General features: G+C 71.1%; 16 protein-coding genes. 13 read left to right on the top strand and 3 right to left on the bottom strand.

Features of this window, described 5'->3' with window-relative positions; translation table 11 throughout:
- The first annotated feature begins 72 nt into the window (after positions 1–72).
- From AABA78_RS18470 to recR, 3 genes are all read left to right on the top strand, one after another.
- A complete protein-coding gene (locus AABA78_RS18470) occupies positions 73–1,254 on the top strand; it encodes a DNA polymerase III subunit gamma/tau (RefSeq protein WP_338264343.1) in 1,182 nt (393 codons plus the stop codon).
- A 97-nt stretch (positions 1,255–1,351) separates the two neighbouring features.
- A complete protein-coding gene (locus AABA78_RS18465) occupies positions 1,352–1,669 on the top strand; it encodes a YbaB/EbfC family nucleoid-associated protein (RefSeq protein WP_120605628.1) in 318 nt (105 codons plus the stop codon).
- Positions 1,670–1,675: 6 nt separating this feature from the next.
- Complete coding sequence (recR, locus tag AABA78_RS18460) at positions 1,676–2,269, top strand: recombination mediator RecR (RefSeq protein ID WP_120527892.1); 594 nt, start codon at positions 1,676–1,678, stop codon at positions 2,267–2,269.
- Between the two features lie 45 nt (positions 2,270–2,314).
- On the opposite strand, the gene AABA78_RS18455 is transcribed toward recR, so the two are convergent.
- From AABA78_RS18455 to AABA78_RS18445, 3 genes are read right to left on the bottom strand one after another with little or no spacing between them, the layout of a single operon-like run.
- Positions 2,315–4,207 (bottom strand): protein kinase domain-containing protein, encoded by a 1,893-nt coding sequence (locus tag AABA78_RS18455; RefSeq protein ID WP_338264342.1) that lies wholly within the window; start codon positions 4,205–4,207, stop codon positions 2,315–2,317.
- Between the two features lie 3 nt (positions 4,208–4,210).
- Positions 4,211–6,178, bottom strand: a complete 1,968-nt coding sequence (locus AABA78_RS18450) for a FecR family protein (RefSeq protein WP_338264341.1) — start codon at positions 6,176–6,178, stop codon at positions 4,211–4,213.
- 49 nt (positions 6,179–6,227) lie between these two features.
- Entirely contained in the window at positions 6,228–7,781 is a 1,554-nt protein-coding gene (locus tag AABA78_RS18445) for an MSCRAMM family protein (protein WP_338264340.1), read from the bottom strand.
- Positions 7,782–8,004: 223 nt separating this feature from the next.
- On the opposite strand from AABA78_RS18445, the gene mglB reads away from it, so the two are divergent.
- The 10 genes from mglB to AABA78_RS18395 all read left to right on the top strand — a co-directional run bounded on the left by mglB (position 8,005) and on the right by AABA78_RS18395 (position 20,041).
- Positions 8,005–8,484, top strand: coding sequence for a gliding-motility regulator GTPase-activating protein MglB (mglB, locus tag AABA78_RS18440; protein WP_002637270.1), 480 nt, complete (start codon positions 8,005–8,007; stop codon positions 8,482–8,484).
- An 11-nt stretch (positions 8,485–8,495) separates the two neighbouring features.
- Positions 8,496–9,083, top strand: coding sequence for a gliding-motility regulator Ras-like GTPase MglA (mglA, locus tag AABA78_RS18435; protein WP_014394794.1), 588 nt, complete (start codon positions 8,496–8,498; stop codon positions 9,081–9,083).
- A gap of 108 nt (positions 9,084–9,191) precedes the next feature.
- Positions 9,192–9,989 (top strand): dihydrolipoamide acetyltransferase, encoded by a 798-nt coding sequence (locus tag AABA78_RS18430; RefSeq protein ID WP_338264339.1) that lies wholly within the window; start codon positions 9,192–9,194, stop codon positions 9,987–9,989.
- A 12-nt stretch (positions 9,990–10,001) separates the two neighbouring features.
- The gene (locus tag AABA78_RS18425; protein ID WP_338264338.1) at positions 10,002–12,407 is read left to right on the top strand and encodes a tetratricopeptide repeat protein; all 2,406 of its coding nucleotides are present in this window, start codon (positions 10,002–10,004) and stop codon (positions 12,405–12,407) included.
- A complete protein-coding gene (locus tag AABA78_RS18420; protein WP_338264337.1) occupies positions 12,407–15,829 on the top strand; it encodes a tetratricopeptide repeat protein in 3,423 nt (1,140 codons plus the stop codon). Before AABA78_RS18425 ends, AABA78_RS18420 begins: the two co-directional genes overlap by 1 nt.
- On the top strand, positions 15,826–17,208 hold the full coding sequence (locus tag AABA78_RS18415; RefSeq protein WP_338264336.1) for a tetratricopeptide repeat protein: 1,383 nt from the start codon (positions 15,826–15,828) through the stop codon (positions 17,206–17,208). The genes AABA78_RS18420 and AABA78_RS18415 overlap by 4 nt, the downstream gene beginning before the upstream one ends.
- Positions 17,209–17,223: 15 nt before the next feature.
- On the top strand, positions 17,224–17,508 hold the full coding sequence (locus AABA78_RS18410) for a hypothetical protein (protein WP_171412201.1): 285 nt from the start codon (positions 17,224–17,226) through the stop codon (positions 17,506–17,508).
- 4 nt (positions 17,509–17,512) lie between these two features.
- On the top strand, positions 17,513–18,862 hold the full coding sequence (locus AABA78_RS18405) for a TonB family protein (RefSeq protein WP_338264335.1): 1,350 nt from the start codon (positions 17,513–17,515) through the stop codon (positions 18,860–18,862).
- Between the two features lie 47 nt (positions 18,863–18,909).
- On the top strand, positions 18,910–19,356 hold the full coding sequence (locus tag AABA78_RS18400) for a cyclic nucleotide-binding domain-containing protein (protein ID WP_338264334.1): 447 nt from the start codon (positions 18,910–18,912) through the stop codon (positions 19,354–19,356).
- A 118-nt stretch (positions 19,357–19,474) separates the two neighbouring features.
- Positions 19,475–20,041 carry a hypothetical protein gene (locus AABA78_RS18395; protein ID WP_171412204.1) on the top strand — a complete coding sequence of 189 codons (567 nt, stop codon included), beginning with the start codon at positions 19,475–19,477 and terminating at the stop codon, positions 20,039–20,041.
- Positions 20,042–20,117: the final 76 nt, after the last annotated feature.

Here is a 20,117-nt window from a genome sequence, read left to right as displayed (position 1 = left end):
GAGGCCCTGAGCCCCGCGGCCTACGCGGGCGCCAGTCCTCGGCCCTTCGGAGCGCAGGACGCCTCCGCGCGTATGACTCCCGCGCCCCAGTCCTTCGAGCCTCGCGGCGCCCCCACGGCGCATGACGGCGCACCGCCCACGGTCGTCACGCGTGCACCGGAGCCGCCCCAGGCCGGTGCTTCCGCCGTGGCCACGAGGACGCCTCCCGCCGCGCTGATGGAGGGCCTGTCTCCCTCCGCGGCCCGGCCCCTCTCCTTCCTGCGCAATGGCGGCGCCGCGGGCGGCCCCGTTCCGACGCCCGCCGCCGTGCCTCCCGCGCCGGTGGTGATGGACGACCTGTCACCCTCCGCCGCGCGTCCGCTGTCGTTCCTGCGCAATGGCGGTGGCGCGGCCCCCGCGCTGGAGGCCCCTCCGGCTCCAGCTGTCGTCATGGACGGCCTGCCCCCGTCCGCGGCCCGGCCCCTCTCCTTCCTCCGCAACGGCGGCGCCCAGCCCCCGGCTCCCGTCCCGGAGCCCGCGCCCGCCGCTCGCGCGCCCGAAGCCGGGCCCACCGTGCGCATCACCAACATGCGCAAGCCGGAGCCCGTGGCTCCTCCCGAACCTCCGCCGCTCGGCGACGAGGACGTGGACGAGCGCATGTTCCCGGAAGAGGGCTCCGCCGAAGGCTGTGCCTCCGGCGAGTGCATCCCCGTCGCGGAAGCCGCCCCCGCTGAACCGGAGCCCCCGGAGCCCGAACCGCCGCCCGCGATGGCGCCCGTCGCCACCAGCCGCGACAACCCCAACCGCTCCCTTCCCGAGCGCTGGCGCGCCGCCGTGGAGACCGTGAAGGCCGCGTCCGTGCGCCACGGCACGGCGCTGGCCAACGGCCGCCTCCAGTCCATGAAGGCGGGCGAAATCGTCCTGGGCTATCCGCCCTCCGCCGCCTTCCACAAGGCCGCGGTGACGGCCCCCGCGGGCAAGGCCGCCGTGGACTCGGCGCTGGCCTCGCACTTCGGCCGGGCCGTGAAGCTCACCATCATGGACGTGCCCCAGACCCAGGACGTCCTCCCGGGCGGCATGGGGCTGAGCCTCTCCGAACAGGACACCCAGAGCCGCGCCACCCACGAGAAGAGCACCGAGGGCAAGGTGCGCTCCCACGCGGCCGTGCGCTCCATCCTCAAGATGCTGGGCGGCGAAATCGAGCACATCCAGGTCTACGAGCCCGAGCGGCCAGCGGCCAACCTCCCGGACGTCCCCGCCGCTCCTGACGACTGACAACGCCGCCGCGCCCCGCTAGGGTGCGCGGCAACGTCCCTGCTCCGAGCGGCGCCATGACGGCGCGCGCTCCCACGGCCGGGGACCGAGGAAGCACATGCCCGGCATCGACCTGAACTACTTCATCCGGCAGGCGAACAAGCTCACCGAGAAGATCGAGGAGCGGAAGAAGCAGCTGGCGGAAGAGACCGTCGAGGCGAAGTCCGGCGAGGGCCTCGTGACGGTCGTCGCCAACTGCGTGCAGGAGATCCGCAGCATCAAGATCGACAAGAAGGCCATCGACCCGAACGACCCCGGGATGCTCGAGGACCTCGTCACCGCCGCCGTGAACGCTGCCCTGGCGAACAGCCGTCAGCACATGAACGCGGAGCTGGCGAAGATCTCCGGCGGCGTGAAGATCCCCGGCATTAACTAAAGACGGATGACCCCCGATCCGCTGAACCGCCTGGTCGCCCAGCTCGCGAAGCTGCCGGGCATTGGTGAGAAGACCGCCCAGCGCCTCGCGTTCCACATCCTGCGGGCGCCGGGCGAGTTCGCCGTGGACCTCTCGCAGGCCATCCGCGAGGTGAAGGAGAAGGTGCACCTGTGCGTGCGCTGCTTCTCCCTCACCGACTCGGAGCTGTGCGGCTTCTGCCGCGACAACCGCCGCGACGAGCGTGCCCTGTGCGTCGTGGAGACGTACTCGGACCTGATGGCGCTGGAGCGCACCCGCGAGTTCAAGGGCCGCTACCACGTGCTGCACGGCGTGCTGTCCCCGCTGGAAGGCGTGGGCCCGGAGCAGTTGCGCATCAAGGAGCTGCTGGAGCGCCTCAACGACAGCCGGGTGGAGGAGATCATCCTCGCCACCAACCCGGACATCGAGGGCGAGGCCACCGCGCTCTACCTCACGCGTCTGCTCAAGCCGCTGGGCCTGCGGGTGACGCGCATCGCCCAGGGCCTGCCCATGGGCGGCGACCTGGAGTTCGCGGACCAGGCCACGCTCGCCAAGGCGCTGTCCGCCCGCCGCGACCTGTGACGGCGGTGCTGCGTCCCGCGCGCTGAACGCGGGACGGCACGCGCGCTACTGCGTCACCTTCCACGAGAACGGCATCAGCACGGTGACCTCCTGGTCGCGGTGCGCAGGGAAGCGCAGGCTCTGGGCCTGCGTCTCCAGGCAGCGGCCCACGGCCGTGGACGCCAGCGGCCCGCGCGTGCCCGCTCGCACCTTGCCGGAGGACACGATGGTGAGCTGCACCTGCACCTCGCCCGCGGCCGACGGCAGGTCGGACTTGTAGCGCTCGAAGCAGCCGGTGATTTTCGAGCGGCCGTTGGACACCACGCGCTGGATGTCCTCGATGCCCAGCGACACGCGCTCCTTCACCGCCGGCTTCGTCACCGTCTTGCGAGAGGGCGTCTCCTCCGTCCCCTCATCCACGTGGGGCGAATCCGTCACGGACGCCGCCACCGCGTCACCGCCCGGCACGCTCCCGGGCGGGGTCCCTTCGGGCCCATGGGCCTGCGTCCCCGCGGGTACAGGTGCCCCCTGCCCCTGCGTGCCCGACGCGACCTGGGCTCCTGGCTGCTGCGAGCCCTGAGCCGCTTCCGGCGCAGTCCCGTTGGCCACGGGCGCGACGGCCGGCCGCGGCTGGACCGGAGGCGTGACGTTCGCCGCGGTGCCACCGGGCCGCGCGATGACGAACGCCGCGCCCGCGAGCACCAGCCCCACGCCCCCCACCACCCCCGCGAGCCAGCGCCGGGACGCGGGCTTCGTGGGAGGCGTGTTCGCCACGACCTCCGGCGCGGGAGCCTGCGCGGGAGCTGACTTGTTCTGAGAGGTCAGCGCCCTCATGCCCGTGGCGCTCGGTCGGGACACCTGCTGCCCGTACGTGTTCGTGCCCGGACCCACCACGGGCGGAGCAATCGCCGCGAACTCGGGGTCCGTCGGACGCGCGGCGGTGAGCGTGGCCAGCGTGGGGATGCGCGTCTTCTCCGTGACGCGCTCCTCGCCGAAGTGGTGGCGCAGGAACGTGCCCAGCGCCGGAGCGCCCGCGGCCCCACCCTCGAGCCCCGTGGCGAAGGCCTCCAGCGCGACCGCGAATTCCTCCGCGTTCGCGTACCGGTCCGCCGGCTTGAACGCCATGGCCTTGAGGATGATGTCCTCCAGGCCCTGCGGCAGGTCCGCCCTGAGCGCGCGCGGCTTCTCGAACTCGCCCTGCAACAGCGCGTTGAGCACCGCCAGGTCGTTCTCGCGGGAGAAGGGCCGCACGTGCGTGACGGCCTCGTAGAGGCTGACCCCCAGCGAGAACACGTCCGCGCGGTGGTCGACCTCCTTGCCCTGCGCCTGCTCCGGCGCCATGTAGATGTACTTGCCCTTCACCACGCCGGTGCGCGTCTGGACCAGGCGCGACTCGGCCTTGGCGATGCCGAAGTCCAGCACCTTCACCTGGCCCTGGTACGTCACGTACAGGTTGGACGGCGACACGTCCCGGTGCACCACGTGCAGCGGCTGGCCCTGCTCGTTGGTGAAGGTGTGCGCGAAGTGCAGGCCCCGCGCCGCGTCGATGAGCACCCGCACCACCACCGGCAGCGGCACGTACTGGCGCCTGCGGCCCGCGAGCCGCAGCGTCGTGGAGAAGTCCTCGCCCGCGAGGTACTCCATGCAGATGTAGTAGCAGCCCTCCGTGAAGCCCAGCTCGTGGATCTGCACGATGTGCGGATGCGACAGCTTCGCCGCGAGCCGCGCCTCGTCGCGGAACATCTCCACGAAGTCGGGGATGGCCGACAGCGTCGGCAGCATCCGCTTGAGCACCACGTTGCGCTCGAAGCCGTCCGCGCCCAGCAGCTTGGCGAGGAAGATCTCCGCCATGCCGCCCTCGGCCAGCTTGCGCACGAGGACGTACTGTCCGTAGGGCTGGAGGATGGGCGCGGTCGAGGCGCCGGCGGGATCCGGAATGGGAACGTTGGGCTGTGCCATCCCTCAAGGTCCTCGCGTTTTCAGGGTGCGCACCGTGAGTACGTCCGGGGCACCGGGACGCGTCATCTTAAACACCAGCAGGGGGGGCATTCCCATGGGGGGGACCCACGTATCGAAGCGGTGCTTGGCGTCCAGGGGCACGGCCCGTCCGTTGATGGACAGGCGGGCATCCACGGGCGCCACACCCGAAGCCCGCACCTTCTCCGCCGCCGACGTACCCTGGCGCGGGCTGTCCACCACCAGCCCCACCACCGAGTTGTCATAGACGAGCTCCAGCTTGTTCATGCGCCCGCCCTTGAGGGCCGCGCCCGCCTGCGACAGCGGCGTGACGGACCACAGGTAGCTGCCCTCGCCCAGCGCCCCCGCCTCCAGCGCCGCGCGCGGCTCCGACACCGTGCGCTGCACCACGGGCGTCGCGAGCGAGCCCGCCTTGTACACCGCCACGCGATACGTATGGGCCTGCGGTTCCTCGCCGTAGGTGAACGTCACCGCCGGAGGCTTGTCCTGGTAGAAGATGGTCGTCTTCTCCGGCCCCTCCGGCACCACGTTGCGCACCCGCGCCAGCGAGCTCGTGGGGGATTCCGGGGCGAAGTGGACGCTGCCCGCCGCGACCTGCGTGCCGTCCTCCTTGCGCGCCCGCCAGTACAGCGTGCCCCGCGCCAGCGCGGACACGTTGACGGAAGCGCGGTGCACCCGGCCCCAGAGCACCAGCCGCTTGAAGGCCGCGTCCTGCGCCGCCTCCACCACCGCGTCGCCCTCGCCCTCCCAGGTGAGCGCCACCTCCGAAAGGCCCCGGTGGAAGATCTCCGTGCCCTCGCCCGGGCCCACCGCCACCACCGCAGCCTCCAGCGGCTCCACCTTCGCGGTGCCGTCCGTGGCCACGGTGGCGCGCTCACCAGCGCGCAGCTCCTGCCGTGCCTCGCCCCGCCGCAGCGTCACGTCGCCCGTGTGCGCCGCCACCTGCATGCCCGTCTGCGTGCGGCGGATCTCCAGCCTCGCCCCGCTCCCGGACTCCACCGTCATCTGCGGCAGCACAACGCGGCTCTGGCGCCCCATGGCGAGCTGCACGGCCAGCAGGCCCTGCAGCAGGTTGACGCGCGCCTCGTCGATGGTGCCCTGCTGCCCCGCGCTCTCCAGCACCGCCTCCGCGCCTGGAGCGAGCGTCAGCACCGAGCCGCTGTCCTTGAGTGACAGCACCGCCTCGCCGCCCTTCGCCCGCACGCCGTCGCCAAAGGACAGCACCTCGCCGTCGCGGCGCACCTTGCGCCAGCGGCCCGTGTCCTTCGACTTCACCTCCGCGTTGCCGGAGGTCGCGCGCACCGTCACCGCGATGGGCGCCAGCTCCACGATGCGCGGGGCCGAGGGTGTCACCTCCGCACGCTCGCGCGTCAGGTCCACCGCGTCGCCCTGCGCCGCGCGCAGCGTCTTGCCGTCCTTGGAGACCAGTTCGATGGCGCCCAGCTTCACCTCCACCCGCGCCGAGTCCTCCGCCACCGCGACCTTCACCTCCGACGGATCCGGCCCCACGCGCGTGAGGCCGAAGGGGGTGAGGATGTTCAACGTCACCTTTGAGCCCGCGCTGTCGGGCTTCCCGCCCGCGGGCACGCGTGACAGCACGATGCCGCGCTCCACCTTCATCACGATGCCCGTCGCGTCCGAGCCCACCGCGAACCGGCCCTCGCTGCCCACCTCCACCGTCCGGTCGCCCGGGAAGCGCACCGTCGCGGATCCGCTCTCGCCGGTCTCCACCGCGTCGCCCGCGAGCAGCGGCCCCTCCACCGCCGGGCCCACCTTGCCGCCGCGCTCCAGGCGCACGTCACCGGACAGCCCTTCCAGGCGCCCGATGGGGACGACGGCCCCCGCGTCCACCTCCACCACTGGCGGAGGCTTCGGCGCCTCCTCGCGTTCACACCCCGAGCAGCCGGAGAGGAGGACGAGCAGCGACAGCGCCAGGATGCGGACAGGACTCACTGAAACCTCGACGACGACGGACGGGTGCGTCGCGGCACTGCCGCGCGACTCACCGGCCCCTCGGGAACAAATCAACGTTGAGAATCGCCTGCTCGCCTTCGCGCACGGTGACGGTCTTCGTCTGGGTCCGGTGCCCGGCCGCGGACAGGGTGATGCGGTACGTGCCGCCGCGGACGCGCGCGGTGAAGGCGCCGCTCTTGTCCGTGCGCGTGCGCACCTTCGCCTGCGGGATGCTCACCGTCGCCACCAGCGCCTTGCCGCTCCGAGCGCTGCGCACCTGGCCCACCAGCGTGGCCAGCTCGCCCTTGCGCTCCTGGGCCAGCACCACCACCAGCTCCGACGTCTGCCCCGCCACCACGACCGCGGCCTCTTCCGTGGCGCGGAAGCCCGGCGCCGACATCGCCACGGCCACCGGTCCCGGCGCGAGCCCTTCCAGCAGCACCTCACCGGCCTTGTCAGTGCGCAGCTGGGCGGTGCCTGAAGCGACCTGCACGTCCGGAACCGGCGCGCTGTTCTTGCCCTGCACCACCTTCACCTTGAGGGAGCCCGTGGTCGGCGCCGGCTTGTGGAGGCGGACCTCCAGGGGAGCGATCTCCATGACCGGCACGGAGGTGCGCGCCGTCACGGAGTCGTAGCCCTCCAGGATCACCTCGGCGGACTGCTCTCCCGGTGGCAGGAAGGCCCTCACCTTCCCCTGCGCATCCGTCACCAGCTCCTCGGTCGTCCCCGGCTTCATCAATGAGGGCACGCGCACCCGCGCCCCCGCGAGCGGCGCGCCGGTGTCCGCGTCCACCACCTGGATGGGGATGATTCCACGCACCCGATCCTCGATGACTCGAGGTGCCGGGCCCAGCGCGACCTCGAAGCCCAGGCCGATGCGGCGCATCCGCTGTTCGGAGCGCAGGCCGCTGTCCTCCAGTTCCATGGTGTCGTGCGCCTGCTGCACGTCCAGGAGCAGGCGCCCCGTCCAGCCATCCCGGCTCACCACCGGATACAGGAGCGCCGCGCCCACGACGTAGCCGGACGATGACGCCTTCAGTCCATCCGCCGCGTGCGCGGAGAGCGTCAGCGGCAGTTCACCCCGCGCTTCCAGTTGCAGCTTCGCCGGCAGCGCCACCAACACCCGCGCGGACACCAGCGCCGCGTGCCGCACGCCCCGCTGCAACACCGGCGCGTAGGTGAACCCACCGAACAGCGGCAGCTGCGCGAAGCCGTAGCCCGCGCCCAGCTCCAGCCGCACCGGCCCCAAGAACAGACGCCCGCGCGGCCCCAGCGAACCGCGCACCAGGCTGCCGCCCGTCACGCGCGACGACGCATCCCGAAGCTCGAACGCCTCGCGCTGGAGCTCCACCTGGCCGCCCAGGTACGTCCCCGCCCAGCCCATCAACGTCAGCGCCACGTCGTTCGGCGTCAGACCGGAGTAGGTGAGCCCGGGCCCTACATCCACCTGCTCACCCTGGCGCGAGGACAGGCCGTAACGGAGGCGCAACGAGGCGCGCTCGGACTCGGGGGTTTGCGCACGGGCGCCCCCGGAACAGGCGAGCGCCAGGACGAGGACGAGCAGGCGCGGGAGGATGGCGGTGAGGGGGCTCGGGCGGCGCAAGGCCCGGGAGAGTATAGAGAAGAGGGGCAGGTGTCCCAACCCGCGAAGCCGTCATTCCTTCAAGAAGCGGCGCGGATCACGGCTGGCTTCTTGCTGGAGTGGAACTGCTTTGCTAAGCATGACGGCGGTCGGTAGCGCCTCGTCTAACCTCCGGGATTCACTCCAGAAACATCGGAGCGCCGCCGCGCGCGGGGCGAGCGAACGCTGAGGAGCGCATACGCCCATGGGCACGCAACTGGTGATGTACGAAGAGGAGTTCACCAAGATCAACGCCGTTTGCGACCGGCTCACCAAGGACGCGAACGCGAAGGTGGTCTTCCTCGTCGACAAGAACGGCCAGCTCATCTCCTCGGCCGGCCAGACGCAGAACATCGACACCACGTCGCTCGCGTCGCTGACGGCCGGCAACGTGGCCGCCATGGGCGGACTGGCGAAGCTGATCGGGGAGAATGAATTCCCCAACCAGTTCCATGAAGGGGCGAAGGACAGCCTCTACATGACCATCGTGGGCAGCCGCGTGGTGCTGGTCGTCATCTTCGACAACCGCACGAGCCTGGGTCTGGTGCGCCTGCGCATCAAGAAGGCCAGCGACGAGCTGACGAAGATCTTCGAAAGCCTCGTGAAGAAGACCGACAGCCCCGGAGCCGGTTCGCCGTTCGCCGAGATCTCCGACGACGATATCGACAACCTCTTCAGCGAGTAACCCGGGAAGCCATGTCCTTCATCAATTACTCATCCCGCGAAATCAACTGCAAGATTGTCTATTACGGGCCGGGCCTCTGCGGGAAGACGACCAACCTTCAGTACATCTACAACAAGACCGCGGCGGACACGAAGGGCAAGCTCATCTCCCTCTCCACGGAGACGGACCGCACGCTCTTCTTCGACTTCCTGCCCCTGTCGCTCGGTGAGATCCGCGGCTTCAAGACGCGCTTCCACCTCTACACGGTGCCCGGCCAGGTGTTCTACGACGCCAGCCGCAAGCTCATCCTCAAGGGCGTGGACGGCGTGGTGTTCGTCGCCGACAGCCAGATCGAGCGCATGGAAGCCAACATGGAGTCGTTGGAGAACCTGCGCATCAACCTGGCCGAGCAGGGCTACGACCTGAACAAGATTCCGTACGTCGTGCAGTACAACAAGCGCGACCTGCCCAACGCGGTGACCGTGGAGGAGATGCGCAAGGCGCTCAACCCCCGGAACATCCCGGAGTACCAGGCCGTGGCGCCCACGGGCGTGGGCGTCTTCGACACGCTCAAGGCCGTGGCGAAGCTGGTCCTCACCGAGCTGCGCAAGGGCGGCTGACACTCCGCCTGCTCCCCTGCCCGGCGGGCTGCCCCCCACCGGGCAGCCCCCGGCAAAGGATGGTATGACCTCGTGCCGTCGGGCAGAGCCGCCTTCCGAGGTCGTACCGTGCGCGTCGCATCCGCCACCTTCCGTCTCCTCGCGCTCCTGAGCGCTGGCCTGTCCGGGCCGGTGTTCGCGCAAGGTGCGTCCCCCACTCCTGCCGCTCCTCCTCCCGCCGCGCCGGCCGCCGCCGCATCGCAGCCCGCCGCGTCGCAGCAGGCTCCCGCGCCCACGGGCGACCAGACGGCGGATGAGGCCTTCACGTCGCGCGTGAAGACGCTGGAGGAGCAGGTCGTCGACCTGAAGGAGAAGATCTACCGCTCCAAGGCGCGCCTGCTGCTGCTCCAGGAGTCGGTGATGGGCGGCGAGCTGTCCACCGGCGCCCGCGCGGTGCTCGTGCACAAGAACGAGATGGGCAACGCGTTCCAGCTGGAGTCGGTGGTGTACGCGCTGGACGGCGCGCCCATCTTCACCCAGGTGGACACGCAGGGAGACCTGAACCGGCACCAGTCGCTGGAGGTCTTCAACGGCCGCATCGTGCCGGGCCAGCACCAGCTGGCGGTGCGCCTGGTGTACCGGGGCAGCGGCTACGGCGTGTTCAGCTACCTGGAAGGCTACAAGTTCAAGGTGCAATCCAGTTACACCTTCAACGCGGAGACCGGAAAGGTCACCACGGTGAACGTGGTGGGCGTGGAGAAGGGCGGCCTCACCACCGACCTCAAGGACCGGCCCGCGGTGCGCTACGACATCGAGGTGGCCAAGGACACGCGCGCGAACCGGCCGCCCGGGCCCACCCCTCCGGCGACGCAAGGCGCTCCGGGCACGCCCGCCGCGCCGGCCACCACCTCCAGCGAGCCGAAGTAGGGAGCAGCCGCCGTGACCGCGACGCTGCACGCCCTGGCCCTCGCGCTGTCCCTTCAGGCCGCGCCCGCTCCGGCGCCCCAGGCTCCCAGGCCGGGGACCCCGCTGCCCCCCATGCCCGCGTCGCTCAGCTCGCGCGCCGCTTCGGTGGAAGCGGTGGAGGCGCAGCTGCGCGCGGCGGAGCAGTCCCTGCGCTTCGTGGAGACGCAGTTCACGGAGCGCCCCGAGCCCAGCAGCACCGACTCGCAGCTCAAGCGCTTCTCCGAGGGCGAGGTGTACTCGCTGCTGGGGGACTGGGCCGCCGCGTCCGTCCTCTTCTACGACCTGGTGAGCGACCCGGACTTCAAGGCGAGCCCGCGCTACCCGGAGGCGGTCTTCTACCTGGCGGACGCGCTCTACCAGCAGAAGAACGACATCGGCGCGCGGGTGTACCTGCGCGACGTGCTGTCCCTGCCCCTGACGCCGCAGCGCTACAAGGAGGCCGTGAGCCGCTACCTCGCGGTGGCGGGCCGGCTCCAGCAGTTCGAGGGCATCGACGCGTACGTGGACAAGGCGCGGCAGCTGTCGGGCGGCGTGCTGGCGCCGGACATCGCCTATGTGCACGCGCGCGGCACCTTCAAGCGCCTGGACCTGTCGCCGGAGGAGCACCAGCAGCGCTCTCGCGCGCTGTTCGCCCCGCTGGCGCAAGGCCCCGGCGCCTTCCGCGTGCAGGCCGTCTACCACCTGGGCGTGCTGAGCGTGCAGAGCGGGGACTACCCCGCGGCCATCGCGCAGTTCCAGCGCATCGTGGGCAGCGGTCCGGACGCGGTGGTGTCCACGGGCCTCGCGGAAGCGGAGGCCCAGCGCTTCCGCGAGCTCGCGTACCTGTCCCTGGGCCGCCTGATGTACGAGACGGGCCGCTACGACGAGGCGCTGGACCACTACGGCCAGATTCCGCGCGAGAGCGAGCGCTTCCCGGAGTCGCTGCTGGAGGTCGCGTGGACGTACGTGCGCAAGCAGGACTTCACGCAGGCGAAGAACGCCACGGACATCCTGCTGCTCGTCGCGCCGGATTCGCAGCTCGCGCCCGAGGCGCGCATCCTCCAGGGGCACCTGCTCCAGAAGCTGCGCCAGTACGACGAGGCGCTGGAGACGTATGACGGCGTGGTGCGGATGTTCATGCCCGCGCGCGACAAGGTGGACGCGCTGCTGCGCGTGAACCACGACCCCGTCGCGTACTTCGACAACCTGCTGGCGCGCAACGAGCGCTCGCTGGACGTGAGCACCCTCCTTCCCCCGCTGGCGCTGAAGTACGCGTCCACACAGAAGGAGGTCGCGGACGCGGTGCGGATGGTGGGCGACCTGGACAGCGGCCGTCAGGGCGCGGGCGAGGCGAAGGCCATCGCGGAGCGCATCCTGGAGGCGCTGGACGCGCGCGGGCTGGAGGCGTTCCCGGAGCTGCAGGAGGGCTACGTCCGCGCGGAGGCCGTGGACACCGCGCTCACCGCCGTGGAGCAGTCCCTGGTGCAGGCGGAGGCCGCGCTGGTGGAGGAGAAGCTGACGCCCGCCGAGCGCGAGAAGCTGCTCGTCGCCCAGGGCGCGCGCGAGGCCCAGCGGCTGCGCTTCGCGTCGCTGCCCACCACCAACAAGGAGCTGGAAGCGCGCCGTCAGCGCATGCAGGCGAAGGTGGACGCGGTGGACCGCGAGGCCTTCCGCGTGGGCTACGAGCTGCAGAGCCTGCACGCCAACGCCGCCGCCATCCGCAAGTGGGTGGAGGACACGCGCGACGAGCGGCAGGCGGACCCCGCCGAGGAGCGCGAGTTCCTGGTGCAGCTCCAGGCGGAGATCGCCACGCTGCGCGACCTGCAGGCGGAGCTGGACCGCACCCGCGCCCGACTGGCAACGGAGCGCCAGTCCACGGACACGTCGCTGGAGGGCGAGGCCGCCATCCGCGCCCGCTACTCCGCCGCGCTCCAGCAGGAGCACGGCGTCCTGCGCGCCGGTGAAGGCCGGCTGGACGGCGAGGACACCCGCGTGCTGCTGCGCATGCACGCGGTGCGCTCGCGCATCGACTCGCTGCGCGGCCGCGTGGCGGTGGCCCGGGTGGCGCTGCGCTCGCGGCTGGAGCACCGCGTGAAGTCCATCCGCGACAAGGTGCGCGTGGAGCAGGCGCTGCTCCAGGGCTACGAGCAGGAGGTGGCCGCCGCGTCCGGCGACGCCCGCAACCTGGTGGGCCGCATCGCCTACGACAGCTTCCGCCGCGTGCGGCAGCAGTTCTACGACCTGGTGCTCAAGGCCGACACCGGCACGGTGGACGTGGCCTTCAGCCGCACGCAGGACAACGCGGCGAACATCCAGAAGGTCGCCAAGGAGAAGGCGGACGCGCTGCGCGCGGTCGACACGGAGTTCAAGGACGTCCTGTCGTCGGAAGGGGGGGACTGATGGCCCTGCGCCGCCCTGCCCTCGCCCTGCTCCTGGCGCTCGCGCCGCTGGCCTCGCATGCCGCGAAGGCCAAGGCTCCCAGTCAGGCCGCGAAGAAGGCCACCGCGCCCGCGGCCCCCGCGAAGGCCCAACCCGCGCCCCCGGCCGTGCCCGCGCCCACCTCGCGCTACCTGGACGGCCTGGGCCACACGCCCGAGCAGGAGAAGCTGCTGCGCGACGTGAGCCGCGCGCTGGAGGCGTACGAGGCGGAGTCGCGCGACTTCCACCGCGAGGTGAAGCAGCTCATCGAACGGCGCTACCAGCAGAAGCGCTCGGCGCTCTCCAACGCCTACGAGAAGACGCTCACCGCGCTGGAGTCGCAGGAGCGCACGCAGCGGCTGGACGCCATCGCCCGCTTCGAGGACTTCCTGCGCCGCTACCCGGATGAGCCTCGCGCCACGCCGGACGTGATGTTCCGGCTGGCGGAGCTGTACTACGAGCGCTCCGCGGACGAGCACCAGCTGGCGCGCCGCGACTACGCGGAGCGCGTGCGCACGATGTCCGACGAGGCGATGGCGGACCTGCCGCCGGAGCCGGAGGTGGACTTCACGCCGTCCATCGGGCTGTACCGCACGCTCCTCGCGCGCTTCCCGGACTACAAGCTCAACGACGGCTCGATGTACCTGCTGGCGTACTGCCTCAACGAGCAGCACAAGGACGAGGAGAGCCTCGCCACCTACCAGCAGCTCACCACGCGCTACCCCAAGAGCCGCTTCGCCACCGACGCGTGGACGCGCATCGGCGAGTACTGGTTCGAGGACGAGACCGACCCGGAGGCGCTGCGCAAGGCCGCCGACGCGTACACCGTCGCCACGCGCGACACCGAGCACCGGTTCTACGACAAGGCCCGCTACAAGCTGGCCTGGACGTACTACCGGATGGACTGGTTCGAGGAGTCCGTGGACAGCTTCCTGCTGCTCCTGGACCACTACCAGTCCCACCAGCAGTCCGGCAGCAAGGCGGACGAAGGCGACCTGCGCTCGGAGGCGCTCCAGTACATCGCGCTGTCGCTGGCGGATGAGACGTGGGGCGGCGTGGCCAGGGCCCGCGACCTCTTCGCGAAGCGCGGCGGCCGGCCCTACGAGGCGGAGGTGTACCGGCGGCTGGGCAACGTCTACTTCGACCAGCTCCGCAACGAGGAGGCCATCGCCGCGTACCAGCAGGTGCTCTCCACCGAGCCCCTCACCGCGGACGCGCCACGCCTCCAGCAGCGCATCGTCCAGGCCTACGAGCGCGACCGGCGCATGGACCTGTACGCGCAGGAGTCGGAGAAGCTGGCCAACAGCTACCTGCCCGGCGGCGCCTGGTACGAGAAGAACAAGGACGACCCGAACGCGCTGTCGCACGCGCAGACGCTCGCCGAGCAGAGCCTCTACTCCGCCGCCGCGTACCAGCACCAGCAGGCGCAGGCCTTCCAGAAGGAGGGCAAGGACGCGGAGGCGAAGTCCACCTACGCCGCCGCCGCGCGCGCGTACGGCACCTACCTGGAGCGCTTCCCGCGCAGCAAGACCGCGTACGCGATGCGCTTCTTCCACGCCGAGTCCCTCTTCAACTCGGATGCGTACGGCCCCGCGGCGAAGGAGTACGAGGCCGTCCGCGACTCCAACCAGGACAACACCTACCGCGACGTGTCCGCGCACAACGCGGTGCTCGCCTGGAAGGCGCAGCTGGACGAGGACGTGAAGGCCGGCCGCGTGCCCGAGCGCAAGCCGCTGCGCGCCAGCGAGCGTCCCAAGGACAGCGCGCACGCGCCCGTGGCCCTGGCCCAGACGGAGGCCGCGCTCGTGAAGGCGTCCGACGCCTACGTCGCGCTCCTGCCGAAGGAGGAGGCCGCGCCGGGCATCGCGTACCAGGCCGCGGAGCTGTTCTACACGCACGACGACTTCGCCCAGGCCCGCCCCCGCTTCGAGCAGGTGGTGCAGACGTACCCGCGCAACCCGGTGGCAGGCTACGCCACCAACCTCATCATCGAGTCCTTCCTCGTGGACCAGGACTGGAAGAGCGTGGAGGAGGTCAGCGCGCGGCTCGCCAGCAACGCGCAGGTGGTGGACCCCGCGGGTGAGCAGTACCGCGAGCTGATGAAGTTCAAGCTCGCCGGCCGCTTCAACCTGGCGGATCAGCTGGCGTCGCAGAAGCGCTACGACGAGGCGGCGAAGAAGTACCTCCAGCTGGTGGAGGAGGCCCCCCGCCACGAGTTCGCCGACAAGGCGCTCAACAACGCGGCGGTGGCGTACGAGGAGCTGCGCCGGTTCGACTCCGCGATGAAGCTCTACGAGCGCGTGTACCGCGACTATCCGAAGTCGCCGTGGGCGCACACCGCGCTGTTCCGCGTGGCCCTCAACGCGCAGAAGTCCTACGACTTCGACAAGGCCGTCACCAGCTACCAGAAGCTGGTGAAGGACTACCCGAAGGCGGAGGAGCGCGAGGCCGCGCTCTACAACGCGGCGTCGCTGCTCGAGGGACAGCAGCGCTACGCGGAGGCCGCCGCCGCCTTCCAGCGCTGCGTGGAGCTGTATCCCCACGGGAAGAACGCGCCGGAGAACCAGTACCGCGCGGCCCGCATCCTGGAGAAGCAGGGCGACACGAAGGGCGAGATCCAGGCGCTGGAGGCCTTCGTCCGCAAGTTCGCGAGCAAGGCGGATCAGGTGGAGCTGGTGGTGGACGCGAAGCGCCGCCTGGGCGACGCGTGGAAGAAGCGCGGCAACGCGAAGGAGGCCCAGCGCGCCTGGGCCGCCGCCGCGGATGACTTCGACCGCCGCAAGCTGAAGCCCGACACGCAGCTGCGCGCCGCCGAGGCCGCCGCCTACAGCCGCTTCCAGCTGGCCGAACTGGAGTTCCAGCGCTTCGACGCGCTGAAGCTCAGCGGCGCCGGCAAGGCGCTGGAGAAGAGCTTCAACAAGAAGACCGAGGCCGTGAAGGCGGTGGATGCCGCGTACGCCCGGGTGCTGCCGTACAAGCAGCGCGAGTGGTCGCTGGCGTCGTTCTACCGGCGCGGCTATGCCCTGGAGCGCTTCGCCGCCACGCTGCTGGACGCGCCGGTGCCCCCGGAGGTGAAGCGCCTGGGCGACGACGCGGTGCTGACGTACCAGGACATGCTCACGCAGCGCACGGTGGCGCTGGAGGACCGCGCGGTGGAGAGCTACGCCGCCACGCTCAAGGAAGCGCGCAACAGCCGCGTCTCCAACGAGTGGACCCGCCGCACGCTGGAGGCGCTCAACCGCTTCCGTCCCAAGGAGTATCCCGTCCTGAAGGAGGCCCGCGGCGTGCTCGCGTCGGAGACCGTGTATCCGGACGGCCTGCTAGGCAGCCTCGCCGCGCCCGTCGCGCCCGCGCGCGTGGCCCCCGACAAGGCAACCCGGCTGACGGAAGGGGGCACGCCATGAACGCGGGCCGCAAGTTCGCGCTCACCGGGCTGGTGCTCTGGCTGTCCGCCTGCGCCTCCGCGCCCGAGACGCGCAAGGACCCGAAGCTCACCGGCCCGGAGTCAGGGCCCGCCACGGCCGTGAGCACGGCGCCGAAGGCCAGCGAAGGCAAGTCCGGTGAAGCGAAGTCCGGCGACGCGAAGGCTCCGGTGCAGCCGGCGCCGGTCGCGAAGTCGCTCTCCGGTCAGGAGCGGGACTTCACCAGCGCGGTGGAGGTCGCCCGGCGCGGCGAGCTGACCATCGCGGAGACCGCGCTCAAGGCCCTGCTGGAGAAGTCCCCGAAGCTGGGCCCCGCGTGGACGAACCTGGGCATCGTGCAGGAGCGCCAGGGCCGCTTCCCGGACGCGGAGCGCTCCTACCGGCAGGCGCTGGCGCTGGAGCCGGACCAGGAGGCCGCGTGGGACTGCCTGGTGCGGCTGTCGGCGCGCACGGGCCGCGCGGCGTCGCTGGAGGCGGAGCTGCGCGAGGCGCTGACGAAGCAGGACTCGGTGGCCCGGCGCACGGCGCTGGCGCTCAACCTCCTGCTGCAGAAGAAGCACGCGGCCGCCGTCACGGAGGCCCGCCGCGCACTCCAGGTCAGCGAACAGCACGTGCCCGCCATGCAGGTCCTGGCGCAGGTGTACGCCCGCGAGGGCAAGTTCGAGCTGGCGTCCATGGTGCTGGGCAACGCGCTCGCCATCGACGCGCAGGACGCGGCCACCCTCAACGCCCTGGGCCTGGTGCACCTGGGCCTCAAGGAGCGTCCGCAGGCGCTGGAGCGCTTCCGCCAGGCCATCGCGCTGCGGCCGGACTTCGCCGAGGCGCGCAACAACCTGGGCACCCTGCTCAACGAGGGCGAGGACTACGCCGGCGCCCGCGTGGAGCTGGAGGCCGCGGTGAAGGCCGCGCCGGACTTCGCCGCCGCCCACCTCAACCTGGGCAACGCGTACCGGGGCGAGGGCGACTTCCCCCGCGCCCTGGCGGAGTACGAGCGCGTGCTCCAGCTCCAGCCCGACGCGAAGGACCCGTACTTCAACCTGGGCCTGCTCCACCTGGACCTGGAGCCCGCCGGCATGGACCCGCTGGAGCGCCTCCAGAAGGCCGCGGCCTTCCTGGAGCAGTACAAGTCCAAGGGCGGCACCGACGAGCGCACCGCGCAGTACCTCAAGGACGCGCAGAAGGGCATCGACCGGGAGACCCGCCGCCGCGAGCGCGAGCGCAAGGAGGGCCTGAAGAAGGCCGCCGGGGCCGCCGCCGCTCCCACGACGGCCCCCGAGGCCGCCGCGACCCCCGCCCCGACCCCGGGGCCCCCTGCCACGCGGCCGGGCGCCTCGGGTAAGGTGTCCAAAGACGTCCGGTAGCCACGACCTCCGACCATGCGCCCCGCCCTCTTCCTGCTGCTGCTTGCCGTCGCCCGTCCGTCCTGGGCGGAGGACCCCGCGTCCACGAAGAAGGCGGCGGAGGGCGCGACGCCCCCGGCTCCGGCGGCGAAGAAGCAGGCCAAGGCCATCCACCTGGAAGCCATCAAGGTCGAGGGGCGCATCCAGAAGCCGGAAGCCTTCTATTTCCTCGATCGCTCCAAGCCGAGCTTCGACGACCTGAACCGCACGGAGAGCTTCGTGCCCAAGGTGGTCCAGAGCGTGCAGCAGGACCCGTTCTAGTCACATGGCCCTTCAAACCCGCCCCAAGCTGCTGCGCGTCGGCGTCATCCAGGACGGGCGCATCGTCGAAGAGCACCACCTGCTCCACGACTCCGTCACCATTGGCGAGGACGCCCGCAACACCATCGTCCTGCCCCCGTCCGAGGCGCGCCCGTCGCGCTTCAAGGTGCTGGAGAACCGCGGCCAGCAGTTCCACCTCATCATCGACGAGCACATGCAGGGCCGCGTCAACCTGGGCTCGTCGGACGTGGACTTCGACGCGCTCCGGGCCCAGGGCCTGGCCACGCGCCGCGCGGACGACACCTTCGACCTGCCCCTGCAGGAGAGCGCCCGCGGCAAGGTGGAGCTGCCGGACGCCACCCTCTTCTTCCACTTCATCCCCGCGCCCGCGGAGGGCTCCAAGCCCCCGCTGCCCCCGGAGCTGAAGGCCAGCCCCTGGCGCACGGTGGACCGCCTCTTCTTCGGCATCCTCCTGTCGATGCTGGTGCTCTACGTGCTGAGCGTCGCGCTCATCGTCGCCCAGCCGGCGCCGGTGGAGGCGGAGGTGGAGCTGGACCAGCTGGAAGACCGCTTCGTGCGCGCCATCATCCCGCAGCAGCCCGCGAAGAAGGAGGAGCCCCAGGAGAAGGGCTCCACCGAGGAGAAGAAGCCGGAGGAGGAGAAGACCACCCCCAAGAAGACGTCCACGCCGGCCTCGACGTCCGCTCCCGTCAACAGCGCGGAGCGTCGGCAGCAGATGGAGGCGAAGGTCGCGAGCACCGGCATCCTCAAGCTGCTGGGCGGCAAGGGCCCCGGCGGCGGGGACGCCATCGCGGACGTGCTCGGCAGCGCCGGCAGCGGCGCCAACGTGGCGGAGGCGCTCGCGGGGGCGCAGTCCGGCGGCGCGCTCGCGGTGGGCGCTGGCGGCGGCAACGGCATCGCCAACCCGCAGGGCGACACCGGCGGCAAGGTGGCGGGCATCGGCGCCACGCAGACGTCCGGCGCGGGCGCCGTGAACACCGGCCAGAAGCAGGCCGTCAAGGTGCCCCAGGTCGCGGACGCGGTGCCGGAAGTGGACAGCTCCGAGGTCAGCCCCAAGGACCTGGCCCGCTTCATCCAGCGCATGAAGGCGTCCATCCAGCGCTGCTACGAGAAGGAGCTCAAGCGCGACCCCACCCTCAAGGGCAGGGTGATGGTCCGCTTCAACCTCAAGCCGGACGGCCGCGCCGGCAACGTGGAGGTGGATGAATCCACCCTGCGCTCCGAGGGTGTCAGCAGTTGCATCATCACCACCATCCGCGGCTGGAAGTTCCCTTTCCAACCGAGTGACGACGTCCCCGTCAGCTACCCGTTCATCTTCTCGCCAGGGGAATAGGCTCGTCCTCCCGGACCTTCCGGAGGCACCGGACTCGCGGGGAGCACATGGAGAAGCTGGCCGTCATCGCCACATCCCCCCTCTTCGAGATGCTGGCCCCCGCGGAGCTCGCGCGGCTGGCGGAGCTGGCACGGCTCTACCGGTACTCTCACGGGGAGGTGGTGTTCGAGGAGGGCGACCTGGGCGACAGCCTCTTCGTCATCGTGCGCGGCCAGGTGGAGGTGGTGCGCCGCGGCACGGATAACGCAGTGAAGCCCCTCACCGTCCTGGGCCCGCCGGAGTTCTTCGGGGAGATGGGCCTCATCGACAAGGACCACCGCTCCGCCACCGTGCGCGCCCTGGGCGAGGTGGAGCTGCTCCAGCTCACCGCGCAGGATTTGCGGACCTTCCGGTTGGCGCACGCGGACGGCTTCACCTTCATCGTCGTGAACATCGCGCGCAGCCTGTCCGCCCGCCTGCGGGAGGCCAACGCCCGCCTGGCCCCCCAGGACTGAATTCCGGGGCTGGAAACCGGACGCCGGGACGATGGGGCATTGCGTTGACACCCCACCCCCTCGCTCCTACGCTCGACCCACGAAGCTTGAAGTGGGGCCGGAAGGACTCGTGAAGCGCATGCGCACCCTGGGAATGCTCGTCGTCGTCGGAGGACTCGTCACCTCCGGGATGGCGCTCGCGCAGGCGCCCGCGCCGCTGCCGCGCCCCGCCGCCCCGCCCGCGCTGGACAAGGCCGGCGACGTGCCGGACAGCCAGAAGCTGGAGCGCAGCACGCAGGCCCTGGGCGGCATGCGCGAAGCGCTCCGCCAGGTGCTGGAGAAGGTGGAGGAGGCGCGGCGCACCAAGGACGTGGTGAAGCTCAACTGCGCCAACGAGAAGCTGACGCAGATCAAAGGCCTCCTGCGCATCTCCGAGCAGGCCGACGTGGCCCTCCAGGAGGCCGTCAGCAAGAGCGAGGCGGCGCCCGGCGAGCACGAGTTCACCAAGGTGATGATCGCCCAGCAGAAGGTGGGCCAGCTGCGCTCGGAGGCCGAGGAGTGCATCGGCCAGCTCGCCTTCCGCACCGACGAGAACCTCTTCGTGGAGGTGGAGGAGCCCGACAACCTGCCCGGCGGAGACCCCACGCGTCCCCCGCCGCCGCCGGACCTCATCGTGCGCCCGCCGCCCGCGAGCCCCGTGGACTGAGTGCCTGCGTCCCCCCACCTTCCCCGGTCCCGGCCCTGGACCGTTTGTTCCGATGGGGGAACCTGCGTGCTATGCC

It is taken from the genome of Corallococcus caeni (assembly GCF_036245865.1).
Classification (GTDB): Bacteria; Myxococcota; Myxococcia; order Myxococcales; family Myxococcaceae; genus Corallococcus; species Corallococcus caeni.
Note: the sequence above shows the minus strand (reverse complement) of the source record. Positions and strands in the feature narration are given on the sequence as shown.

Excerpts from the sequence above, each read along its gene's own strand:
- recR (WP_120527892.1), top strand. The coding sequence starts at position 1,676 with ATGACCCCCGATCCGCTGAACCGCCTGGTCGCCCAGCTCGCGAAGCTG.
- AABA78_RS18400 (WP_338264334.1), top strand. The coding sequence starts at position 18,910 with ATGGAGAAGCTGGCCGTCATCGCCACATCCCCCCTCTTCGAGATGCTG.
- AABA78_RS18455 (WP_338264342.1), bottom strand. The coding sequence starts at position 4,207 with ATGGCACAGCCCAACGTTCCCATTCCGGATCCCGCCGGCGCCTCGACC.
- mglA (WP_014394794.1), top strand. The coding sequence starts at position 8,496 with ATGTCCTTCATCAATTACTCATCCCGCGAAATCAACTGCAAGATTGTC.
- AABA78_RS18395 (WP_171412204.1), top strand. The coding sequence starts at position 19,475 with ATGCGCACCCTGGGAATGCTCGTCGTCGTCGGAGGACTCGTCACCTCC.
- AABA78_RS18420 (WP_338264337.1), top strand. The coding sequence starts at position 12,407 with ATGGCCCTGCGCCGCCCTGCCCTCGCCCTGCTCCTGGCGCTCGCGCCG.
- AABA78_RS18405 (WP_338264335.1), top strand. The coding sequence starts at position 17,513 with ATGGCCCTTCAAACCCGCCCCAAGCTGCTGCGCGTCGGCGTCATCCAG.
- AABA78_RS18465 (WP_120605628.1), top strand. The coding sequence starts at position 1,352 with ATGCCCGGCATCGACCTGAACTACTTCATCCGGCAGGCGAACAAGCTC.
- mglB (WP_002637270.1), top strand. The coding sequence starts at position 8,005 with ATGGGCACGCAACTGGTGATGTACGAAGAGGAGTTCACCAAGATCAAC.
- AABA78_RS18470 (WP_338264343.1), top strand. The coding sequence starts at position 73 with ATGACTCCCGCGCCCCAGTCCTTCGAGCCTCGCGGCGCCCCCACGGCG.
- AABA78_RS18415 (WP_338264336.1), top strand. The coding sequence starts at position 15,826 with ATGAACGCGGGCCGCAAGTTCGCGCTCACCGGGCTGGTGCTCTGGCTG.
- AABA78_RS18410 (WP_171412201.1), top strand. The coding sequence starts at position 17,224 with ATGCGCCCCGCCCTCTTCCTGCTGCTGCTTGCCGTCGCCCGTCCGTCC.